We start from the raw sequence: 17,884 nt of genomic DNA on the forward strand, positions 1-17,884 counted from the left end.
GTACCGGAAAGTACAATTTTTATCATTAACTAAAACGGCTCTGAACGCCGCCCGCACCGTATTCAGAACGTTTATGGATGTTTTTTGTTGTATTTCATACAGTTATTTAATCACTTTTATCGTTAAGAACGATAGCTAAAACAGGTTAGTCCATTTGGTTATTTATTATTTCCAACCCTTCTTTAATTGTTATTATCCCCGCCGTTAACCTTATCTTCAGTTTGGATTTATTCGCTTAAAGTCCGCTTTGCTACTGGAACATAACGACGCATGACAACACAGGCCCCACCTTCAAATTTGCTTCCCCTGAACCCGGAGCAGCTGGCGCGCCTACAGGCCGCGACATCCGATTTTTCACCTACCCAGCTCGCCTGGGTCTCCGGCTATTTCTGGGGAATGCTGAACCAGCAGCCGGGCGCCGTGGCTGGCGTACCGCCAGCTGCCCTTGAAATTCCTGCCATCACGCTGATCTCCGCTTCGCAGACGGGTAATGCCCGCCGCGTGGCCGAAGCGCTGCGTGATGACCTGCTCGCCGCGAAGCTGAACGTAAACCTGGTGAACGCCGGGGATTATAAATTCAAACAAATCGCGTCAGAAAAGCTGCTGGTGGTGGTTGCCTCGACGCAGGGAGAAGGTGAGCCTGCGGAAGAGGCCGTCGCGCTGCATAAGTTCCTGTTCTCGAAAAAAGCGCCAAAGCTTGAAGGCACCGCGTTTGCCGTGTTTGGCCTCGGCGATACGTCCTATGAATTTTTCTGCCAGTCCGGTAAAGACTTCGACAGCAGGCTGGCGGAGCTGGGCGCTGAACGCCTGCTGGACCGCGTGGACGCTGATGTGGAATACCAGGCTGCCGCCGCTGAATGGCGCGCGCGCATCGTTGAGGTGCTGAAAGCCCGCGTGCCGAAAGAGACCCCGGCGCAGGCCGCCGTTACCGCAGCCGGCACCGTCAACGCGATCCACTCCAGCCCATACACCAAAGAGGCACCGCTGACGGCGAGCCTGTCGGTGAACCAGAAAATCACGGGCCGCGATTCGGAAAAAGACGTGCGCCATATCGAAATCGATCTCGGCGAGTCCGGCCTGCAATACCAGCCCGGCGATGCGCTGGGCGTCTGGTATCAGAACGATCCGGCGCTGGTGCAAGAGCTGGTCGAGCTGCTGTGGCTGAAAGGCACGGAGCCGGTTCAGGTGGAAGGCAAAACGCTGCCGCTCTCCGAAGCGCTCCAGTGGCATTTTGAACTGACGGTGAACACCGCCAACATCGTAGAAAACTACGCCACCTTAACCCGCAGCGAGTCCCTCCTGCCGCTGGTTGGGGATAAGGCGAAGCTGCAGCATTACGCGGCGACAACGCCGATTGTCGACATGGTGCGTTTCTCTCCGGCACAGCTGGACGCCGACGCGCTGATCGGCCTGCTGCGCCCGCTCACGCCGCGCCTTTATTCCATCGCCTCCTCGCAGGCTGAAGTGGAAAACGAAGTCCACGTCACCGTCGGGGTGGTGCGTTACGATATCGAAGGCCGCGCGCGTGCGGGTGGGGCGTCGAGCTTCCTGGCCGACCGCGTGGAAGAAGAGGGCGACGTGCGCGTCTTTATCGAGCATAACGATAACTTCCGCCTGCCGGCGAACCCGGAAACCCCCGTGATTATGATTGGCCCCGGCACCGGCATCGCACCGTTCCGCGCCTTCATGCAGCAGCGTGCGGCAGACGAGGCGCCGGGCAAGAACTGGCTGTTCTTCGGCAACCCGCACTTTACGGAAGATTTCCTCTACCAGGTTGAGTGGCAGCGCTATGTGAAAGAGGGCGTGCTGACCCGCATCGATCTGGCCTGGTCCCGCGATCAGAAAGAAAAAGTATACGTACAAGACAAACTGCGCGAACAGGGCGCAGAGCTGTGGCGCTGGATCAATGACGGTGCCCACATTTATGTCTGCGGCGACGCCAGTCGTATGGCGAAGGACGTCGAGCAGGCGTTGCTGGAAGTGATTGCCGAATTCGGCGGTATGGATGCCGAAGCGGCGGATGAATTTTTAAGTGAGCTGCGCGTAGAGCGCCGTTATCAGCGAGATGTCTACTAATGAGCGAAAAACACCCTGGCCCACTGGTGGTCGAAGGCAAACTGTCTGATGCCGAGCGCATGAAGGTAGAGAGCAACTACCTGCGCGGTACCATTGCCGAAGATTTAAACGACGGTCTGACCGGCGGCTTTAAAGGCGACAACTTCCTGCTGATCCGCTTCCACGGCATGTATCAGCAGGACGACCGCGATATCCGCGCCGAACGTGCTGAACAGAAGCTGGAGCCGCGTCACGCGATGCTGCTGCGCTGCCGTCTGCCGGGTGGGGTCATCACCACGACACAGTGGCAGGCGATTGATAAATTCGCCGGTGAAAACACCATTTACGGCAGCATTCGTCTGACCAACCGTCAGACCTTCCAGTTCCACGGCATTCTGAAGAAGAACGTGAAGCCGGTTCACCAGATGCTGCACTCCGTTGGCCTGGACGCGCTGGCGACCGCCAACGACATGAACCGTAACGTGCTGTGCACCTCGAACCCGTACGAGTCCGAGATTCACGCGCAAGCCTATGAGTGGGCGAAGAAGATCTCCGAGCACCTGCTGCCGCGCACCCGCGCCTATGCGGAGATCTGGCTCGATCAGGAGAAAGTCGCGACCACGGACGAAGAGCCGATCCTCGGCCAGACCTACCTGCCGCGTAAGTTTAAAACTACGGTGGTGATCCCGCCGCAGAACGATATCGATCTGCACGCCAACGACATGAACTTCGTGGCGATTGCCGAAAACGGCAAGCTCATCGGCTTTAACCTGCTGGTGGGCGGCGGCCTGTCCATCGAACACGGTAACAAGAAGACCTACGCCCGCACCGCGAGCGAATTCGGCTTCCTGCCGCTGGAGCATACGCTGGCCGTGGCGGAAGCGGTGGTTACTACCCAGCGCGACTGGGGTAACCGTACCGACCGTAAAAACGCGAAAACCAAGTACACCCTGGAGCGCGTGGGCGTAGAGACCTTCAAGGAAGAAGTGGAGCGTCGCGCGGGGATTAAGTTTGAGCCGATCCGCCCTTATGAATTCACCGGTCGCGGCGATCGCATTGGCTGGGTGAAAGGCATCGATAATAACTGGCACCTGACGCTGTTTATCGAAAACGGACGTATTCTGGATTACCCGGGCCGTCCGCTGAAAACCGGCCTGCTGGAAATCGCGAAGATCCACAAAGGCGAGTTCCGCATTACCGCTAACCAGAACCTGATCGTGGCCAGCGTGCCGGAAAGCGAAAAGGCGAAAATTGAGGCGCTGGCGCTCGAGCACGGACTGATGAATGCGGTGAAGCCGCAGCGTGAAAACTCGATGGCCTGCGTGTCGTTCCCGACCTGCCCGCTGGCGATGGCCGAAGCAGAGCGTTTCCTGCCGTCGTTCACCGATAAGGTGGAGGCGATTCTGGAAAAACACGGCATTCCGGACGAGCATATTGTTATGCGCGTTACCGGCTGTCCGAACGGCTGCGGGCGCGCGATGCTCGCCGAGCTGGGGCTGGTGGGGAAAGCGCCGGGTCGCTACAACCTGCATCTGGGCGGCAACCGCATCGGCACGCGTATTCCGCGTATGTTCCGCGAGAACATCACCGAGCCGGAAATTCTCGATTCCATCGACGTGCTTGTCGGGCGCTGGGCAAAAGAGCGCGAAGCGGGTGAAGGCTTCGGCGACTTTACGGTGCGTGCGGGCATTATTCGCCCGGTGCTCGATCCTGCAAGGGATTTCTGGGAGTAACCACGAGAGGTAATTATGTCCGTACTCGATCTAAACGCCCTTAATGAACTGCCAAAAGTCGAACGTATTCTGGCACTGGCAGAAACCAACGCCCGGCTGGAAAAGCTCGACGCCGAAGGGCGCGTGGCCTGGGCGCTGGAAAACCTGCCGGGTGACTATGTGCTCTCCTCGAGCTTTGGCATTCAGGCGGCGGTCAGCCTGCATCTGGTGAATCAGATCCGTCCGGACATACCGGTGATCCTCACCGATACCGGCTACCTGTTCCCGGAAACCTACCAGTTTATCGACGAGCTGACGGACAGGCTCGGGCTGAACCTGAAGGTCTACCGCGCGACGGAAAGCGCGGCCTGGCAGGAGGCGCGTTACGGCAAGCTGTGGGAGCAGGGCGTCGAGGGCATTGAGAAATACAATGAGATCAACAAAGTCGAGCCGATGAACCGCGCGCTGAAAGAGCTGAACGCCCAGACCTGGTTTGCCGGCCTTCGCCGCGAGCAGTCCGGGAGCCGCGCGACGCTACCGGTGCTGGCGGTGCAGCGCGGCGTGTTTAAAGTGTTGCCGATTATCGACTGGGACAACCGGACGGTGTATCAGTACCTGCAAAAACACGGTCTGAAATACCATCCGCTGTGGGATCAGGGCTATTTGTCGGTCGGTGATACCCATACCACGCGTAAATGGGAACCGGGGATGGCGGAAGAAGAGACGCGATTCTTTGGGCTCAAGCGCGAGTGCGGGCTGCACGAAGGGTAATTCCTTATCCACCCCCTCACCCTAACCCTCTCCCCAAAGGGGAGAGGGGATCGCCCGGAGCCGTCTTTTCTCCCTCGCCCATTTGGGGAGAGGGCAGGGGTGAGGGGAAAATACCGCTCTACGCTTTCCCCGCTTTCGCCAGCTCCTTCACCAGCGGCAGCATCACTTTCACCACGTCGCGGCTGCGGTGTTCAATCCGCTGCGGCAGCGCGCTGTCTATATGCTGCTGATTATCCAGCCTCACATCATGCCAGCTGGTTCCGTCCGGGAACGCTTTTGATTTGCTGCGCTGCTGATAGCCATCTTTTTTGCCCAGCGCCCAGTTAGTCGCCTCGACGTAAAGCACCGGAATACCGGCTTTATCAAACACTTCCCCGTCATTACAGCAGCCAGTGCCTTTTGGATAATCCGGATTACCGCCCGGGTTTGTCGCGGCATAAACGCCGTGCGCACGGGCAAGCGCCAGCGCGCGGTCGCGGGTGAGTTTACGCACGCTGCTCGGCGTGCTCTGTCCGCTGTTAAAATAGAGCTTATCGCCGACGATCAGATTATCGAGGTTAATCACCAGCAGCGTATTTTTCTTCTCCTCAGCGCTCATGCGTTTAAGGAGATTCTCAGCACCGAGTTTGCCCTCTTCTTCGCCGCTGGTTGCCACAAAGCGGATACCGTATTTCGTCGGGATATTCTTCAGACGTTCGGCCAGCTCAAGCATCACGCCCAGCCCCGCCGCATTGTCGTCCAGCCCCTGTAGCGTCAGCCCGCCGAGGTTATTATCGCTGTCGGCATCGCTCAGCGGGGCGTAGGTATCAAGGTGCGCCATTATAATAATCTGCTCAGCCGCTTTCCCTTCGTGCGCCGCAATCACCGTGCTGCCGGTCACGTTGTGCCAGTTCTGCGTATTATTGCGTGAGGTATAGATATAGCGGCTATGGAAAGCGCGAATATCGCTCTGATAGCCCATCTGAGCAAACTGCTGGCGAATATAGTCTGCGGAGAGCATTTCGGCAGGCGTGCCGGTCATGCGGCCCGGAAAGACCGTCGCAATATGCCGCGCCTGCATACTGGCTATTTCACCGTAAGACTGATTTTTTGCCTGAGCCGGAAGAATAAAGCAAACGCCGAGCGCCAGGGCTGCACATCGGTGGCGCATTGCGGAAAACATAGTGAGTCCTTAAAAAAACAGAGCAAAATTTTAACCCGCTTAGTATGAAACTGTGACCGGGCAGACACAATTTGAATTGCTCTTAAATGCCCGAAATTTCGCGTGTTAAGCACTTTTTGATATTTGCTTTTTCACGGCGTTATTCCATTGAGTAACTACTCATTCCAATTCGTAATTTCATTCGATCTAAGCCGCCCCCTATAGTCCCCTTATTCCTGATTGTTAGTGAGTTGTTGCCTGTGGACTATCTCCCCCTTTTTGCCGCCCTGAAAGACCGACCGGTACTGGTTGTCGGTACGGGCGAAATTGCCGATCGCAAAATCGCGTTTCTGCAACGTGCCGGGGCGCAGGTGCTGAATGTTGAAGAGGCGGACTTTGACGAGTCTCAAATCGACGGCGTGGTGCTGGTTATTGCGGCTACCGAAAATCGGGAGCTTAACCAGCGCATCTCCGGTGCCGCACAGGCCCGTCACCGTCTGGTGAACGTGGTGGACGACCAGCCGCTGTGCTCGTTTATCTTCCCGTCGATTGTTGACCGCTCGCCGCTGCTGGTGGCGATCTCCTCCGGCGGTACCGCGCCGGTGCTGGCGCGGGTGCTGCGGGAAAAAATTGAAGCGCTGCTGCCGACCAGCCTCGGACGCATGGCGGAGAAAGCCAGCTACTGGCGCACGCATCTGAAAACGCGTCTGACCAGCGTGACGGAGCGCCGTCGCTTCTGGGAGCGTATGTTCCGCGGCCGCTTCGCCAGCCTGATGCATGCCGGTAACGAGACGGCGGCGCAGCAAATTCTCGAGGACGAACTGGATAACCCCGGCAGCGGCGGCGGGGAGATCGTTCTGGTAGGTGCCGGGCCGGGCGATGCCGGGCTGCTGACCCTGCGCGGGTTGCAGGTATTGCAGGATGCGGACGTGGTGTTTTACGACCACCTGGTTACCGACGGCGTGCGCGAGCTGATCCGCCGGGATGCGGAGCAAATTTGCGTCGGCAAACGCGCCGGGGAGCATTCCGTGGCGCAGCACGATACCAACCAGATGCTGATTGCCGCTGCGAAAGCGGGCAAGACCGTGGTGCGCCTGAAAGGAGGCGACCCGTTTATTTTCGGTCGCGGAGGCGAAGAACTCCAGGCGGCCGCCGAGGCGGGCGTGCCGTTCCAGGTGGTGCCCGGCATCACGGCGGCGTCAGCCGTGACGGCCTACGCGGGTATTCCGCTGACCCACCGCGATTACGCCCAGAGCGTCACCTTTGTGACCGGGCACTACAAAGCCGACAGCACGCCGTTTGACTGGTCGCATCTTGCCCAGAGCCGACAAACCCTGGCGATTTATATGGGCACGATGAAAGCGGCGGATATCAGCGAACAGCTTATTCAGCACGGTCGCGAAGCGACGACGCCGGTTGCCGTCATCTCTCGCGGCACGCGCGTCGATCAGCACGTCGCCATCGGCACGTTACAAAACCTTGCAATCCTGGCGAAAGATGCTCCGATGCCCGCCCTGATCGTGGTGGGAGAGGTGGTGCAGCTGCACGACACCCTCGCCTGGTTCCAACACACAACCGATACGGAAGGCTTTGGTTCTTCTGTTATAAATTTGGCTTAAGGAACGGTTATGGACCAAAAACGACTTACTCACCTGCGGCAGCTCGAAGCGGAAAGTATCCATATTATCCGCGAAGTGGCCGCCGAGTTCTCTAACCCGGTGATGATGTACTCCATCGGTAAAGATTCCAGCGTCATGCTGCACCTGGCGCGTAAAGCGTTTTACCCGGGTACGCTGCCGTTCCCGCTGCTGCACGTTGATACCGGCTGGAAATTCCGCGAGATGTATGAATTCCGTGACCGTACCGCCAAAGCCTACGGCTGCGAGCTGCTGGTGCATAAAAACCCGGAAGGGGTGGCGATGGGCATTAACCCGTTCGTGCACGGCAGCGCCAAGCATACCGACATCATGAAAACCGAAGGGCTGAAGCAGGCGCTGAATAAATACGGTTTTGATGCCGCCTTCGGCGGCGCGCGCCGCGACGAAGAGAAATCCCGTGCGAAAGAGCGTATCTACTCCTTCCGCGACCGCTTCCACCGCTGGGATCCGAAAAACCAGCGTCCGGAGCTGTGGCACAACTACAACGGCCAGATCAACAAGGGCGAAAGCATCCGCGTCTTCCCGCTCTCCAACTGGACCGAGCTGGATATCTGGCAGTACATCTATCTGGAAAATATTGAGATCGTTCCGCTGTATCTGGCCGCCGAGCGCCCGGTGCTGGAGCGCGACGGCATGCTGATGATGATCGACGACGATCGCATTGATTTACAGCCGGGCGAGGTAATCAAAAAACAGATGGTCCGTTTCCGTACCCTCGGCTGCTGGCCGCTGACCGGCGCGGTGGAGTCCAGCGCGCAGACGCTGCCGGAAATTATCGAAGAGATGCTGGTGTCGACCACCAGCGAGCGACAGGGGCGCGTGATTGACCGCGACCAGGCCGGCTCCATGGAGCTGAAGAAACGTCAGGGTTATTTCTAAGGAGCCGCCATGAATACGACTATTGCCCAACAAATTGCCGATGAAGGCGGCGTGGAAGCCTATCTGCACGCCCAACAGTACAAAAGCCTGCTGCGTTTTCTGACCTGCGGCAGCGTTGACGACGGCAAAAGCACCCTTATTGGCCGCCTGCTGCACGACACGCGTCAGATTTACGAAGATCAGCTCTCTTCCCTGCACAACGACAGCAAGCGTCACGGTACCCAGGGCGAAAAGCTGGACCTGGCGCTGCTGGTGGACGGCCTGCAGGCGGAGCGCGAGCAGGGCATCACCATCGATGTGGCCTATCGCTACTTCTCTACCGAGAAGCGCAAATTTATTATCGCCGACACGCCGGGGCACGAGCAGTACACCCGCAACATGGCGACCGGCGCGTCCACCTGCGACCTGGCGATCCTGCTGATCGACGCGCGCAAGGGCGTGCTGGATCAAACCCGTCGTCACAGCTTTATCTCCACGCTGCTGGGGATCAAACACCTGGTGGTGGCGGTGAACAAAATGGATCTGGTGGACTACAGCGAAGCGCGGTTCGACGAGATCCGCCAGAGCTACCTGACCTTTGCCGAACAGCTGCCGGGCAGCCTGGATATCCGCTTCGTGCCGCTGTCGGCGCTGGAAGGGGATAACGTTGCCTCCCAGAGCGCAAACATGCCCTGGTACAGCGGCCCGACGCTGTTGGAAGTGCTGGAGACCGTTGAGATCCAGCGCGTGGTGGATACTCAGCCGATGCGCTTCCCGGTGCAGTACGTTAACCGTCCTAACCTCGATTTCCGCGGCTTCTCGGGCACCCTTGCCTCCGGCTCGGTGAAGGTGGGGCAGCGCGTGAAGGTGCTGCCGTCCGGCGTGGAATCGGCCATTGCCCGTATCGTCACCTTTGACGGCGATCTGGAAGAGGCCGGGGCAGGCGAAGCGGTAACCCTGGTACTGAAGGACGAAATTGATATCAGCCGCGGCGATCTGCTGGTCGACGCGCGGGAGACGCTGGCGGCAGTGCAGGGCGCGGCCGTGGATGTGGTATGGATGGCAGAACAGCCGCTGACCGCAGGCCAGAGCTACGACATCAAAGTCGCCGGCAAGAAAACCCGCGCCCGCGTGGACGGCATTCAGTTCCAGGTGGACATCAACAACCTGACCCAGCGTGAGGTTACCGAGCTGCCGCTGAACGGCATTGGGCTGGTGGATCTCACCTTCGACGAACCGCTGGTGCTGGATCAATATCAGCAGAATCCGGTAACGGGCGGGATGATCTTTATCGACCGCCTGACGAACGTCACCGTCGGTGCCGGGATGGTTCGTGAGCCAAACGCGCAGGCTACCGTGGCCTCTGAGTTCAGCGCCTTTGAGCTTGAGCTGAACGCGCTGGTGCGTAAGCACTTCCCGCACTGGGGCGCACGCGATCTGCTGGGAGGCAAGTAATGGCTGCCCATGATGAGAACGTCGTCTGGCATCCTCATCCGGTCACCGTCGCCCAGCGCGAACAGCTCCACGGCCACCGTGGGGTTGTGCTGTGGTTTACCGGGCTGTCCGGCTCCGGTAAATCGACGGTGGCGGGCGCGCTGGAAGAGGCGCTGCATCAGCAGGGCGTGAGCACCTACCTGCTGGATGGCGACAACGTGCGCCACGGCCTGTGCAGCGATTTGGGCTTCAGCGATCAAGACCGTAAAGAGAATATCCGTCGCGTAGGGGAGGTGGCCAGCCTGATGGCGGATGCCGGCCTGGTGGTGCTGACGGCGTTTATCTCGCCGCACCGCGCCGAGCGCCGGATGGTGCGCGAGCGCGTCGGCCAGGAGCGCTTTATCGAAGTGTTTGTCGATACGCCGCTGGAGATCTGCGAAGCGCGCGATCCGAAAGGGCTGTACAAAAAAGCCCGCGCGGGGGAACTGCGAAACTTCACCGGCATCGACTCGGTTTACGAAGCGCCTGAATCCCCTGAGATTCATCTGGAAGGTCAACAATTGGTAACAAATTTAGTAAGCCAATTATTAGACCTGCTCAGACGGGACGATATTATCAGATCCTGAGACGGTATCGTTCGGGAGCTGTCTTCCCGAACGATGAGTCACGGTCACAGGATTAGCTATGCGCAACAGTGAAAACTACATGATTACCACCGGGTCGGAGCCGTTATCCACCGACGACGAGACGACCTGGTCCTTCCCCGGGGCGATTGTCGGCTTCGCGGCGTGGTTAATGGCGCTGGGCATCCCGTTTTTACTCTACGGTGGTAACACCCTCTTCTTCTTCCTCTATACCTGGCCCTTCTTCCTGGCGCTGATGCCCGTTGCGGTCGTGGTAGGCGTTGCGCTGCACTCCCTGTTTAACGGCAGGCTCCTGTATAGTACGGTTATCACTATCGCCACCGTTGTGGTCATCTTCGGCCTGCTGTTTTTATGGCTGATGGGCTAACTTACGACATAATTAAAACCCCGCAGTAGAGTCCAGCGGAAAGTTATGGGATGATGATGCCGTTTTTTCAGGGGGCAGGATGGGTAAACTAACGCTGCTGTTGCTGGCTTTGCTGGTCTGGCTGCAATATTCGCTGTGGTTCGGTAAGAACGGGCTCCACGACTATAGCCGGGTAAGCGATGACGTCGCGGCACAGCAGGCAACAAACGCCAAACTTAAGGCGCGTAACGATCAACTTTTTGCTGAAATTGATGACCTCAATGGCGGCCAGGAGGCGATTGAGGAGCGCGCACGCAACGAACTCAGTATGACTAAGCCGGGCGAAACGTTTTATCGTCTGGTTCCGGATGCGTCTAAACGCAATCAGGGCTCCGCACAAAACAATCGATAATCAGGCCCAGGATTACGACATGGCAGCAACTTTTTCGGACGTCTGTGCCGTGGTGCCGGCCGCAGGTTTTGGCCGGCGCATGCAGACAGAATGTCCAAAGCAGTACCTCTCAATCGGTGATAAAACGATCCTCGAGCACGCCGTGGCGGCGCTGCTGGCGCATTCTCGGGTGAAGCACGTTGTTATTGCCATCAGCCCCGGCGACGCGCGTTTTGCGCAGCTTCCGCTGGCAAACCATCCTCAGATTACGGTTGTTGACGGCGGCACCGAGCGGGCCGACTCCGTTCTGGCGGGCATTCAGGCTGCCGGAAACGCGCAGTGGGTACTGGTTCACGATGCCGCGCGCCCCTGTCTGCATCATGACGATCTGTCGCGTCTGCTGGCGCTGAGCGAAACCAGCAAAGTGGGCGGCATTCTGGCGGCCCCGGTGCGTGACACCATGAAGCGTGGCGAACCGGGCAAGCCGGCGATCGCGCATACCGTCGAGCGCGTCGATTTATGGCACGCACTGACGCCACAATTTTTCCCCCGCGAATTACTCCACGACTGCTTAACGCGCGCGCTTAAAGAAGGTGCGACCATTACGGACGAAGCCTCGGCGCTGGAGTATTGCGGTTTTCACCCCGAACTGGTTGAAGGGCGCGCTGATAATATAAAAGTGACGCGCCCGGAAGATTTACGGCTCGCGGAATTTTATCTTACCCGTACGACCCATCAGGAGAAGGCATAATGCGTATTGGACACGGTTTTGATGTACACGCCTTTGGAGGCGAAGGCCCAATTATCATTGGCGGCGTGCGCATTCCTTACGAAAAAGGTCTGCTGGCGCATTCTGATGGCGACGTAGCGCTGCATGCGCTCACCGACGCGCTGCTGGGCGCCGCCGCGCTGGGCGACATCGGCAAGCTGTTCCCGGACACCGATCCCGCTTTTAAGGGCGCGGACAGCCGCGAACTGCTGCGCGAAGCCTGGCGCCGTATTCAGGCCAAAGGCTACACCCTCGGCAACGTTGACGTGACGATTATCGCCCAGGCGCCGAAAATGCTGCCGCATATTCCGCAGATGCGCGTGTTTATCGCCGAAGATCTGGGCTGCCATATGGACGACGTTAACGTTAAAGCGACCACCACGGAGAAGCTGGGCTTTACCGGCCGCGGTGAAGGCATCGCCTGTGAAGCCGTGGCGCTGCTGGTAAAGGCGGCCAAATGACGGATTTCGACAATCTGACGTACCTGCACGGTAAGCCGCAGGGCAATGGCCTGCTGAAGGCCAGCCCGGAAGATTTCGTAGTGGTGGAAGATCTTGGATTTGAGCCAGACGGCGAAGGCGAGCACATCCTGGTGCGGATCCTGAAAAACGGCTGCAACACCCGATTCGTAGCCGATGCGCTGGCAAAATTCCTCAAAATCCATGCTCGCGAGGTGAGCTTCGCCGGGCAGAAAGATAAGCACGCCGTCACCGAACAGTGGCTCTGCGCCCGCGTGCCCGGTAACGCGATGCCCGATTTAAGCCAGTTTGAGCTTGAGGGCTGTAAGGTGCTGGAGTACGCCCGCCACAAGCGCAAGCTGCGCCTGGGCGCCCTGAAAGGCAACGCGTTTACCCTGGTGCTGCGCGAAGTAACCGACCGCGAAGACGTTGAAAAACGCCTGAAGGCTATCGGTGAACGCGGCGTGCCGAACTACTTTGGCGCGCAGCGCTTCGGCATTGGTGGCAGCAATTTGCAGGGCGCGCTGCGCTGGGCGCAAAGCGATGCGCCGGTGCGCGACAGGAATAAACGCAGTTTTTGGTTGTCGGCGGCCCGCAGCGCGTTGTTTAATCAGATGGTGAGCGAACGGCTGAAAAAACCGGACGCGAATCAAGTTGTTGTCGGCGATGCGCTACAATTAGCGGGACGCGGAAGCTGGTTTGTGGCAACGGCCGAAGAGAGGGCCGATGTCCAGTCGCGCGTGGACGCTAAAGCGCTGATGATTACCGCAGCCCTGCCGGGCTCCGGCGACTGGGGAACCCAGGGCGAGGCGCTTGCCGCCGAGCAGTCAGCGGTGGCGGATGCGCCGGAATTACAATCCTTGCTGGTGCGGGAAAAGGTTGAGGCGGCACGCCGTGCGATGCTGCTCTATCCGCAACAGCTGAGCTGGAACTGGTGGGATGACGTAACCGTCGAGTTACGCTTCTGGCTGCCGGCAGGTAGCTTTGCCACCAGTGTTGTCAGGGAACTTATCAACACGTCGGGTGATTATGCGAATATTGCTGAGTAACGATGACGGGATCCACGCGCCAGGTATTCAGACGCTGGCGAAACACCTCCGCGAATTTGCGGACGTGCAGGTCGTGGCTCCCGATCGTAACCGCAGCGGCGCGTCTAACTCATTGACGCTGGAGTCTTCACTTCGCACCTTTACCTTTGAGAATGGCGATATTGCCGTGCAGATGGGGACGCCGACCGACTGCGTATTTCTGGGCGTGAATGCGCTGATGCGCCCGCGACCGGATGTTGTGGTCTCCGGCATCAATGCCGGGCCAAATCTTGGCGATGATGTGATTTACTCCGGTACCGTGGCCGCGGCGATGGAAGGCCGTCACCTGGGGTTCCCGGCGCTGGCGGTCTCGCTAAACGGCCACACGCACTATGACACCGCCGCCGCGGTGACCTGCTCAATTCTCCGCGCGCTTGGCCGCGAGCCGCTGCGTACCGGACGCATCCTAAATATCAACGTGCCGGATCTCCCCCTGAATGAAATTAAGGGGATCCGCGTCACGCGCTGCGGCAGCCGCCATCCCGCCGATCAGGTCATTCCGCAGCAGGATCCGCGGGGCAACACCCTGTACTGGATCGGCCCTCCGGGAGATAAATGCGATGCGGGGCCAGACACCGACTTCGCCGCTGTGGACGAAGGCTACGTTTCCGTTACGCCACTGCACGTGGATTTAACCGCCTATAGCGCGCATGATGTGGTGTCGGACTGGTTAGATCGGGTCGGAGTGAACGCGCAATGGTAAGTAAACGTGTACAAACTCTTCTGGAACAACTACGCGCTCAGGGGATCGCGAATGAGCAGGTGCTGAACGCGCTCGCTCAGGTTCCCCGTGAGAAGTTTGTAGATGAGGCGTTTGAACACAAAGCGTGGGAAAACGTGGCGCTGCCCATCGGGCAAGGCCAGACGATTTCGCAGCCCTACATGGTGGCGCGCATGACGGAGCTTCTGGAGCTAACGCCGGAATCCCGCGTGCTGGAAATTGGCACCGGTTCAGGCTATCAAACCGCGATCCTGGCCCATCTTGTGCACCATGTCTGTTCCGTTGAGCGGATTAAAGGCCTGCAGTGGCAGGCGCGTCGTCGCCTGAAACAGCTTGATTTACATAATGTATCGACACGTCACGGTGATGGATGGCAAGGTTGGCAGGCTCGCGCCCCGTTTGATGCCATCATCGTAACGGCTGCCCCGCCTGAAATTCCCGTGGCGCTTCTGTCGCAGCTGGATGAAGGGGGGATCCTTGTTTTGCCCGTGGGGGATGAGCAGCAGCTTTTGAAGCGCGTTCGTCGACGCGGCGGCGAGTTTATTATCGATACCGTAGAAGCCGTGCGCTTTGTGCCCCTGGTTAAGGGCGAACTGGCCTGAGACTCGGATTTTTCCAGGGTTATTAAGGCTAATTCAGCGTATGGTGTGGCGCGATAGGTTCGTGCCATCACGGTTATTTTTAAGTCACTGGTAGTTAACACATTCCTGGGGGATAAATGAGCGCGGGAAGCCCAAAATTCACCATCAGCCGTGTTGCGGCATTATCACTGGTTTCGCTCTGGCTGGCAGGCTGTACAAGTTCGAATAACGCGCCTGCGCCCGTCAGTTCCGTCAATGGAACCAGCGGCTCGGGTAACACGTCCAGCGGAATGTTGATCACGCCTCCGCCTAAAATGGGGACGTCGGCGGCGCAGCAAACACCACAGATCCAGCCAGTTCAGCGTCCGGTCACGCAGCCTACACAGATTCAGCCAGTGGAACAGCCTGTTCAGACCGAAAATGGCCGCATAGTGTATAACCGCAAGTATGGGAACATTCCGAAAGGTAGCTATACCGGCGGCAGCACCTATACCGTGAAGCGCGGCGATACGCTGTTCTATATCGCCTGGATCACCGGGAACGATTTCCGCGATCTGGCACAGCGAAACAACGTCCAGGCCCCGTATGCTCTGGAAGTCGGGCAAACGCTTCAGGTTGGCAACGCAACGGGTACACCGCTCACGCCAGGGAACACCGTTTCGGCAGCCGACGTGACCGCTCAAAATAACAGCGTTACTCCTGCACAAAAAACCACCACGGTAGTTGCTTCACAACCTGTAATTACGTATTCTGAGGATTCAGGTGATCAGACTGCTAACAAAATGTTGCCGAATAATAAAGGTACTGCGACTGTTGTCACAGCACCGACTACGGCACCTGTGGTTAGCTCTACTGTACCGACTGCAAGCAGTCAGAATGCCAGCTCGTCAATCAACACCTGGCGCTGGCCAACTGACGGCAAGATTATCGAGAACTTCGCTACCTCTGAGGGTGGGAACAAAGGGATCGATATCGCAGGCAGTAAAGGACAGGCAATCATCGCGACCGCTGACGGACGCGTTGTCTATGCCGGTAATGCACTGCGCGGTTACGGTAATCTTATTATCATCAAACATAATGATGATTACCTGAGTGCCTACGCCCATAACGACACGATGCTGGTCCGGGAACAACAAGAAGTTAAGGCGGGGCAAAAAATCGCTACCATGGGTAGCACCGGAACCAGTTCTACACGCTTGCATTTTGAAATTCGTTACAAGGGGAAATCCGTAAACCCGCTGCAGTATTTACCGCAGCGATAAATTGACGGGGCATGCCAGCCAGGGTGTCTCGTTCAGGGATCACGGGTAGGAGCCACCTTATGAGTCAGAATACGCTGAAAGTTCATGATTTAAATGAAGACGCGGAATTTGATGAGAACGGAGCAGAGGCTTTTGACGAAAAAGCCTTAGTAGAAGAGGAACCCAGTGATAACGATTTAGCTGAAGAAGAGCTGTTATCGCAGGGTGCCACACAGCGTGTGCTGGACGCGACTCAGCTTTACCTTGGGGAGATTGGTTACTCCCCACTGCTAACGGCCGAAGAAGAAGTCTATTTCGCACGTCGTGCTTTGCGTGGTGATGTTGCCTCGCGTCGTCGCATGATCGAAAGTAACCTGCGACTGGTCGTGAAAATTGCCCGCCGTTACGGCAATCGTGGTCTGGCTCTGCTGGATCTGATTGAAGAGGGCAACTTAGGTCTCATCCGCGCAGTTGAGAAGTTTGACCCGGAACGCGGGTTCCGTTTCTCAACCTACGCGACCTGGTGGATTCGTCAGACCATCGAACGGGCAATTATGAACCAGACCCGTACGATTCGACTGCCGATTCACATCGTCAAAGAGTTGAATGTTTATCTGCGTACCGCGCGCGAGTTGTCCCATAAGCTGGACCACGAGCCAAGTGCGGAAGAAATTGCAGAGCAACTCGACAAACCGGTTGATGACGTAAGCCGCATGCTGCGTCTCAACGAGCGCATTACCTCAGTTGACACCCCTCTGGGTGGCGACTCCGAAAAAGCGCTGCTGGACATCCTGGCCGATGAAAAAGACAACGGCCCGGAAGACACCACGCAGGACGATGACATGAAACAGAGCATCGTCAAATGGCTGTTCGAACTGAACGCCAAACAGCGTGAAGTGCTGGCACGTCGTTTCGGTTTACTGGGGTATGAAGCTGCGACACTGGAAGACGTCGGCCGCGAAATTGGCCTGACCCGTGAACGTGTTCGTCAGATTCAGGTAGAAGGTCTGCGTCGCCTGCGTGAAATTTTGCAGGGGCAAGGTCTGAATATCGAAGCGCTGTTCCGCGAATAAGCACCCTTTCGTCAAAAAAGGCCCGTCGTGAGACGGGCCTTTTTCTTATGCGCTACGGCTGCGCCGTTTCATGCAGCAGACGCCAGGTTATCACCGCGCCTTCCTGATTAAGCACGGCGGTTGACCAGCGCACGTTTACCGGCTGATCCGGGCGGGTCTGCGTTTCACGGTAATGGAGTACCGCGCCGTTGTCCCAGGTTTGTCGCGTGGTAAGCTCGTCAATCACGATCTTAAGGCCGGGGCGGCTACCGCCCTGGCTCGTAAAGAAAGCCGCCAGCCCCATGTAGTCCAGGTGAGCACCGCCAGGCGTAACCATTAAAAAGTCCTGCCGGAAACGGGCAAGCAGGGCGTCATAATCCCCTTCGCTGCGGCTTAACCAGCTTTCTATTGCGACGTGCGCGTCGATAATCTCTTTCTCAAAGTGGGTCACGGTTTCTCCTTCGTCATCATTTTGCCGATCAGGGCCGCAAACTGCTTGCGTTCATCAGCCGTCAGGCGTCCCAGGAACGCTTCATCCACGCCGTAACTTACCGGTTGGGAGCGTTCAAGCAGCGCCTCGCCTTCAGGGGTCAGAAAGACAAACCGGCGGCGTTTGTCCGCGGGATCGTGCTCGCGTTTTACCAGCCCACGCTTCTCCATGCGGCTAAGCATTTCCGCCAGCGTCGCTTTCGTGCTGACCGCCACTTCGGTTAACGCCACCTGTTCAATGCCCGGGTGCTCGGCAATTGAGCGCATAACCGCGTACTGCGGCTTGGTCAGCTCCGGTAAGGCATGCTGCCACTGCGCGGTATGCTGTTGAAAAAGCTGACGTAACAGGTGAAACGCTTCTTGTCTCAGTTCCATGAACGCTCCGGTGGAAAAATTCTCCCTCTATGATAGCCCCTATTGCGCTGGATTATAACGCGGCGATTTTTAGCAATTAGTGTGATCGTGTACGAACAAT

At 57.9% G+C, this 17,884-nt stretch carries 20 protein-coding genes; 16 read left to right on the forward strand and 4 right to left on the reverse strand.

Translation table 11 applies throughout. The features are described 5' to 3' along the window. Positions 1-270 precede the first annotated feature (270 nt). Genes cysJ through cysH form a run of 3 tightly spaced genes read left to right on the forward strand, consistent with a single transcriptional unit; the run spans position 271 to position 4,538 of the window. The gene (gene cysJ, locus MOQ06_RS03530) at positions 271-2,076 is read left to right on the forward strand and encodes an NADPH-dependent assimilatory sulfite reductase flavoprotein subunit (protein ID WP_242171081.1); all 1,806 of its coding nucleotides are present in this window, start codon (positions 271-273) and stop codon (positions 2,074-2,076) included. Continuing rightward, complete coding sequence (gene cysI / locus MOQ06_RS03535; protein WP_242171091.1) at positions 2,076-3,788, forward strand: assimilatory sulfite reductase (NADPH) hemoprotein subunit; 1,713 nt, start codon at positions 2,076-2,078, stop codon at positions 3,786-3,788. Before cysJ ends, cysI begins: the two co-directional genes overlap by 1 nt. 15 nt (positions 3,789-3,803) lie before the next feature. Then, a complete protein-coding gene (gene cysH / locus MOQ06_RS03540; RefSeq protein WP_176609605.1) occupies positions 3,804-4,538 on the forward strand; it encodes a phosphoadenosine phosphosulfate reductase in 735 nt (244 codons plus the stop codon). 118 nt (positions 4,539-4,656) lie between these two features. Here cysH and MOQ06_RS03545 read toward each other — a convergent pair whose 3' ends face one another. Then, on the reverse strand, positions 4,657-5,700 hold the full coding sequence (locus MOQ06_RS03545; RefSeq protein WP_193356089.1) for an aminopeptidase: 1,044 nt from the start codon (positions 5,698-5,700) through the stop codon (positions 4,657-4,659). Between the two features lie 239 nt (positions 5,701-5,939). Here MOQ06_RS03545 and cysG point away from each other — a divergent pair, with 239 nt between their 5' ends. The 11 genes from cysG to MOQ06_RS03600 all read left to right on the forward strand — a co-directional run bounded on the left by cysG (position 5,940) and on the right by MOQ06_RS03600 (position 14,648). Continuing rightward, a complete protein-coding gene (gene cysG, locus MOQ06_RS03550) occupies positions 5,940-7,298 on the forward strand; it encodes a siroheme synthase CysG (RefSeq protein ID WP_242171094.1) in 1,359 nt (452 codons plus the stop codon). A gap of 9 nt (positions 7,299-7,307) precedes the next feature. Next, positions 7,308-8,216, forward strand: a complete 909-nt coding sequence (gene cysD / locus MOQ06_RS03555; RefSeq protein ID WP_006811770.1) for a sulfate adenylyltransferase subunit CysD — start codon at positions 7,308-7,310, stop codon at positions 8,214-8,216. 9 nt (positions 8,217-8,225) lie between these two features. Next, positions 8,226-9,650, forward strand: coding sequence for a sulfate adenylyltransferase subunit CysN (gene cysN / locus MOQ06_RS03560; RefSeq protein ID WP_242171097.1), 1,425 nt, complete (start codon positions 8,226-8,228; stop codon positions 9,648-9,650). Further along, positions 9,650-10,255, forward strand: coding sequence for an adenylyl-sulfate kinase (cysC, locus tag MOQ06_RS03565; RefSeq protein ID WP_193356088.1), 606 nt, complete (start codon positions 9,650-9,652; stop codon positions 10,253-10,255). Before cysN ends, cysC begins: the two co-directional genes overlap by 1 nt. A 58-nt stretch (positions 10,256-10,313) precedes the next feature. Next, positions 10,314-10,640: a DUF3561 family protein gene (locus tag MOQ06_RS03570; RefSeq protein WP_242171112.1), complete on the forward strand. Its 327-nt coding sequence runs from the start codon at positions 10,314-10,316 to the stop codon at positions 10,638-10,640. 79 nt (positions 10,641-10,719) lie between these two features. Continuing rightward, complete coding sequence (gene ftsB, locus MOQ06_RS03575) at positions 10,720-11,031, forward strand: cell division protein FtsB (protein ID WP_003862095.1); 312 nt, start codon at positions 10,720-10,722, stop codon at positions 11,029-11,031. Positions 11,032-11,050: 19 nt separating this feature from the next. Beyond that, a complete protein-coding gene (gene ispD / locus MOQ06_RS03580) occupies positions 11,051-11,761 on the forward strand; it encodes a 2-C-methyl-D-erythritol 4-phosphate cytidylyltransferase (RefSeq protein WP_148421225.1) in 711 nt (236 codons plus the stop codon). Next, entirely contained in the window at positions 11,761-12,240 is a 480-nt protein-coding gene (ispF, locus tag MOQ06_RS03585; RefSeq protein WP_006811766.1) for a 2-C-methyl-D-erythritol 2,4-cyclodiphosphate synthase, read from the forward strand. The genes ispD and ispF overlap by 1 nt, the downstream gene beginning before the upstream one ends. After that, positions 12,237-13,286, forward strand: coding sequence for a tRNA pseudouridine(13) synthase TruD (gene truD, locus MOQ06_RS03590; protein ID WP_242171116.1), 1,050 nt, complete (start codon positions 12,237-12,239; stop codon positions 13,284-13,286). The genes ispF and truD overlap by 4 nt, the downstream gene beginning before the upstream one ends. After that, positions 13,267-14,028 (forward strand): 5'/3'-nucleotidase SurE, encoded by a 762-nt coding sequence (surE, locus tag MOQ06_RS03595; protein WP_242171119.1) that lies wholly within the window; start codon positions 13,267-13,269, stop codon positions 14,026-14,028. Before truD ends, surE begins: the two co-directional genes overlap by 20 nt. Then, positions 14,022-14,648 (forward strand): protein-L-isoaspartate(D-aspartate) O-methyltransferase, encoded by a 627-nt coding sequence (locus tag MOQ06_RS03600; RefSeq protein WP_148421232.1) that lies wholly within the window; start codon positions 14,022-14,024, stop codon positions 14,646-14,648. Before surE ends, MOQ06_RS03600 begins: the two co-directional genes overlap by 7 nt. A 94-nt stretch (positions 14,649-14,742) precedes the next feature. On the opposite strand, the gene MOQ06_RS03605 is transcribed toward MOQ06_RS03600, so the two are convergent. Continuing rightward, positions 14,743-14,883: a peptidase gene (locus MOQ06_RS03605; RefSeq protein ID WP_227009712.1), complete on the reverse strand. Its 141-nt coding sequence runs from the start codon at positions 14,881-14,883 to the stop codon at positions 14,743-14,745. Here MOQ06_RS03605 and nlpD point away from each other — a divergent pair. Together nlpD and rpoS are read left to right on the forward strand one after the other, a co-directional pair. Next, complete coding sequence (nlpD, locus tag MOQ06_RS03610; protein ID WP_242173206.1) at positions 14,816-15,889, forward strand: murein hydrolase activator NlpD; 1,074 nt, start codon at positions 14,816-14,818, stop codon at positions 15,887-15,889. The two genes, MOQ06_RS03605 and nlpD, sit on opposite strands and share 68 nt — an antisense overlap. A 59-nt stretch (positions 15,890-15,948) precedes the next feature. After that, positions 15,949-16,941 (forward strand): RNA polymerase sigma factor RpoS, encoded by a 993-nt coding sequence (gene rpoS, locus MOQ06_RS03615; protein ID WP_013098493.1) that lies wholly within the window; start codon positions 15,949-15,951, stop codon positions 16,939-16,941. A gap of 52 nt (positions 16,942-16,993) precedes the next feature. On the opposite strand, the gene MOQ06_RS03620 is transcribed toward rpoS, so the two are convergent. Further along, the gene (locus MOQ06_RS03620; protein ID WP_242171126.1) at positions 16,994-17,371 is read right to left on the reverse strand and encodes a DUF4440 domain-containing protein; all 378 of its coding nucleotides are present in this window, start codon (positions 17,369-17,371) and stop codon (positions 16,994-16,996) included. Further along, a complete protein-coding gene (locus tag MOQ06_RS03625) occupies positions 17,368-17,784 on the reverse strand; it encodes a MarR family transcriptional regulator (RefSeq protein WP_148421238.1) in 417 nt (138 codons plus the stop codon). Before MOQ06_RS03625 ends, MOQ06_RS03620 begins: the two co-directional genes overlap by 4 nt. Positions 17,785-17,884: the final 100 nt, after the last annotated feature.

Origin of the sequence: Enterobacter sp. I4 (genome assembly GCF_022669095.1) — a bacterium.
Classification (GTDB): Bacteria; Pseudomonadota; Gammaproteobacteria; order Enterobacterales; family Enterobacteriaceae; genus Enterobacter; species Enterobacter pasteurii.

Bases quoted from the DNA above. Each gene is read 5' to 3' on its own strand.
- cysI (WP_242171091.1), top strand. From the start codon at position 2,076: ATGAGCGAAAAACACCCTGGCCCACTGGTGGTCGAAGGCAAACTGTCT.
- cysD (WP_006811770.1), top strand. From the start codon at position 7,308: ATGGACCAAAAACGACTTACTCACCTGCGGCAGCTCGAAGCGGAAAGT.
- cysC (WP_193356088.1), top strand. From the start codon at position 9,650: ATGGCTGCCCATGATGAGAACGTCGTCTGGCATCCTCATCCGGTCACC.
- surE (WP_242171119.1), top strand. From the start codon at position 13,267: ATGCGAATATTGCTGAGTAACGATGACGGGATCCACGCGCCAGGTATT.
- MOQ06_RS03625 (WP_148421238.1), bottom strand. From the start codon at position 17,784: ATGGAACTGAGACAAGAAGCGTTTCACCTGTTACGTCAGCTTTTTCAA.
- MOQ06_RS03600 (WP_148421232.1), top strand. From the start codon at position 14,022: ATGGTAAGTAAACGTGTACAAACTCTTCTGGAACAACTACGCGCTCAG.
- cysN (WP_242171097.1), top strand. From the start codon at position 8,226: ATGAATACGACTATTGCCCAACAAATTGCCGATGAAGGCGGCGTGGAA.
- MOQ06_RS03545 (WP_193356089.1), bottom strand. From the start codon at position 5,700: ATGTTTTCCGCAATGCGCCACCGATGTGCAGCCCTGGCGCTCGGCGTT.
- cysH (WP_176609605.1), top strand. From the start codon at position 3,804: ATGTCCGTACTCGATCTAAACGCCCTTAATGAACTGCCAAAAGTCGAA.
- MOQ06_RS03570 (WP_242171112.1), top strand. From the start codon at position 10,314: ATGCGCAACAGTGAAAACTACATGATTACCACCGGGTCGGAGCCGTTA.
- cysJ (WP_242171081.1), top strand. From the start codon at position 271: ATGACAACACAGGCCCCACCTTCAAATTTGCTTCCCCTGAACCCGGAG.
- rpoS (WP_013098493.1), top strand. From the start codon at position 15,949: ATGAGTCAGAATACGCTGAAAGTTCATGATTTAAATGAAGACGCGGAA.
- ispD (WP_148421225.1), top strand. From the start codon at position 11,051: ATGGCAGCAACTTTTTCGGACGTCTGTGCCGTGGTGCCGGCCGCAGGT.
- ispF (WP_006811766.1), top strand. From the start codon at position 11,761: ATGCGTATTGGACACGGTTTTGATGTACACGCCTTTGGAGGCGAAGGC.
- ftsB (WP_003862095.1), top strand. From the start codon at position 10,720: ATGGGTAAACTAACGCTGCTGTTGCTGGCTTTGCTGGTCTGGCTGCAA.
- truD (WP_242171116.1), top strand. From the start codon at position 12,237: ATGACGGATTTCGACAATCTGACGTACCTGCACGGTAAGCCGCAGGGC.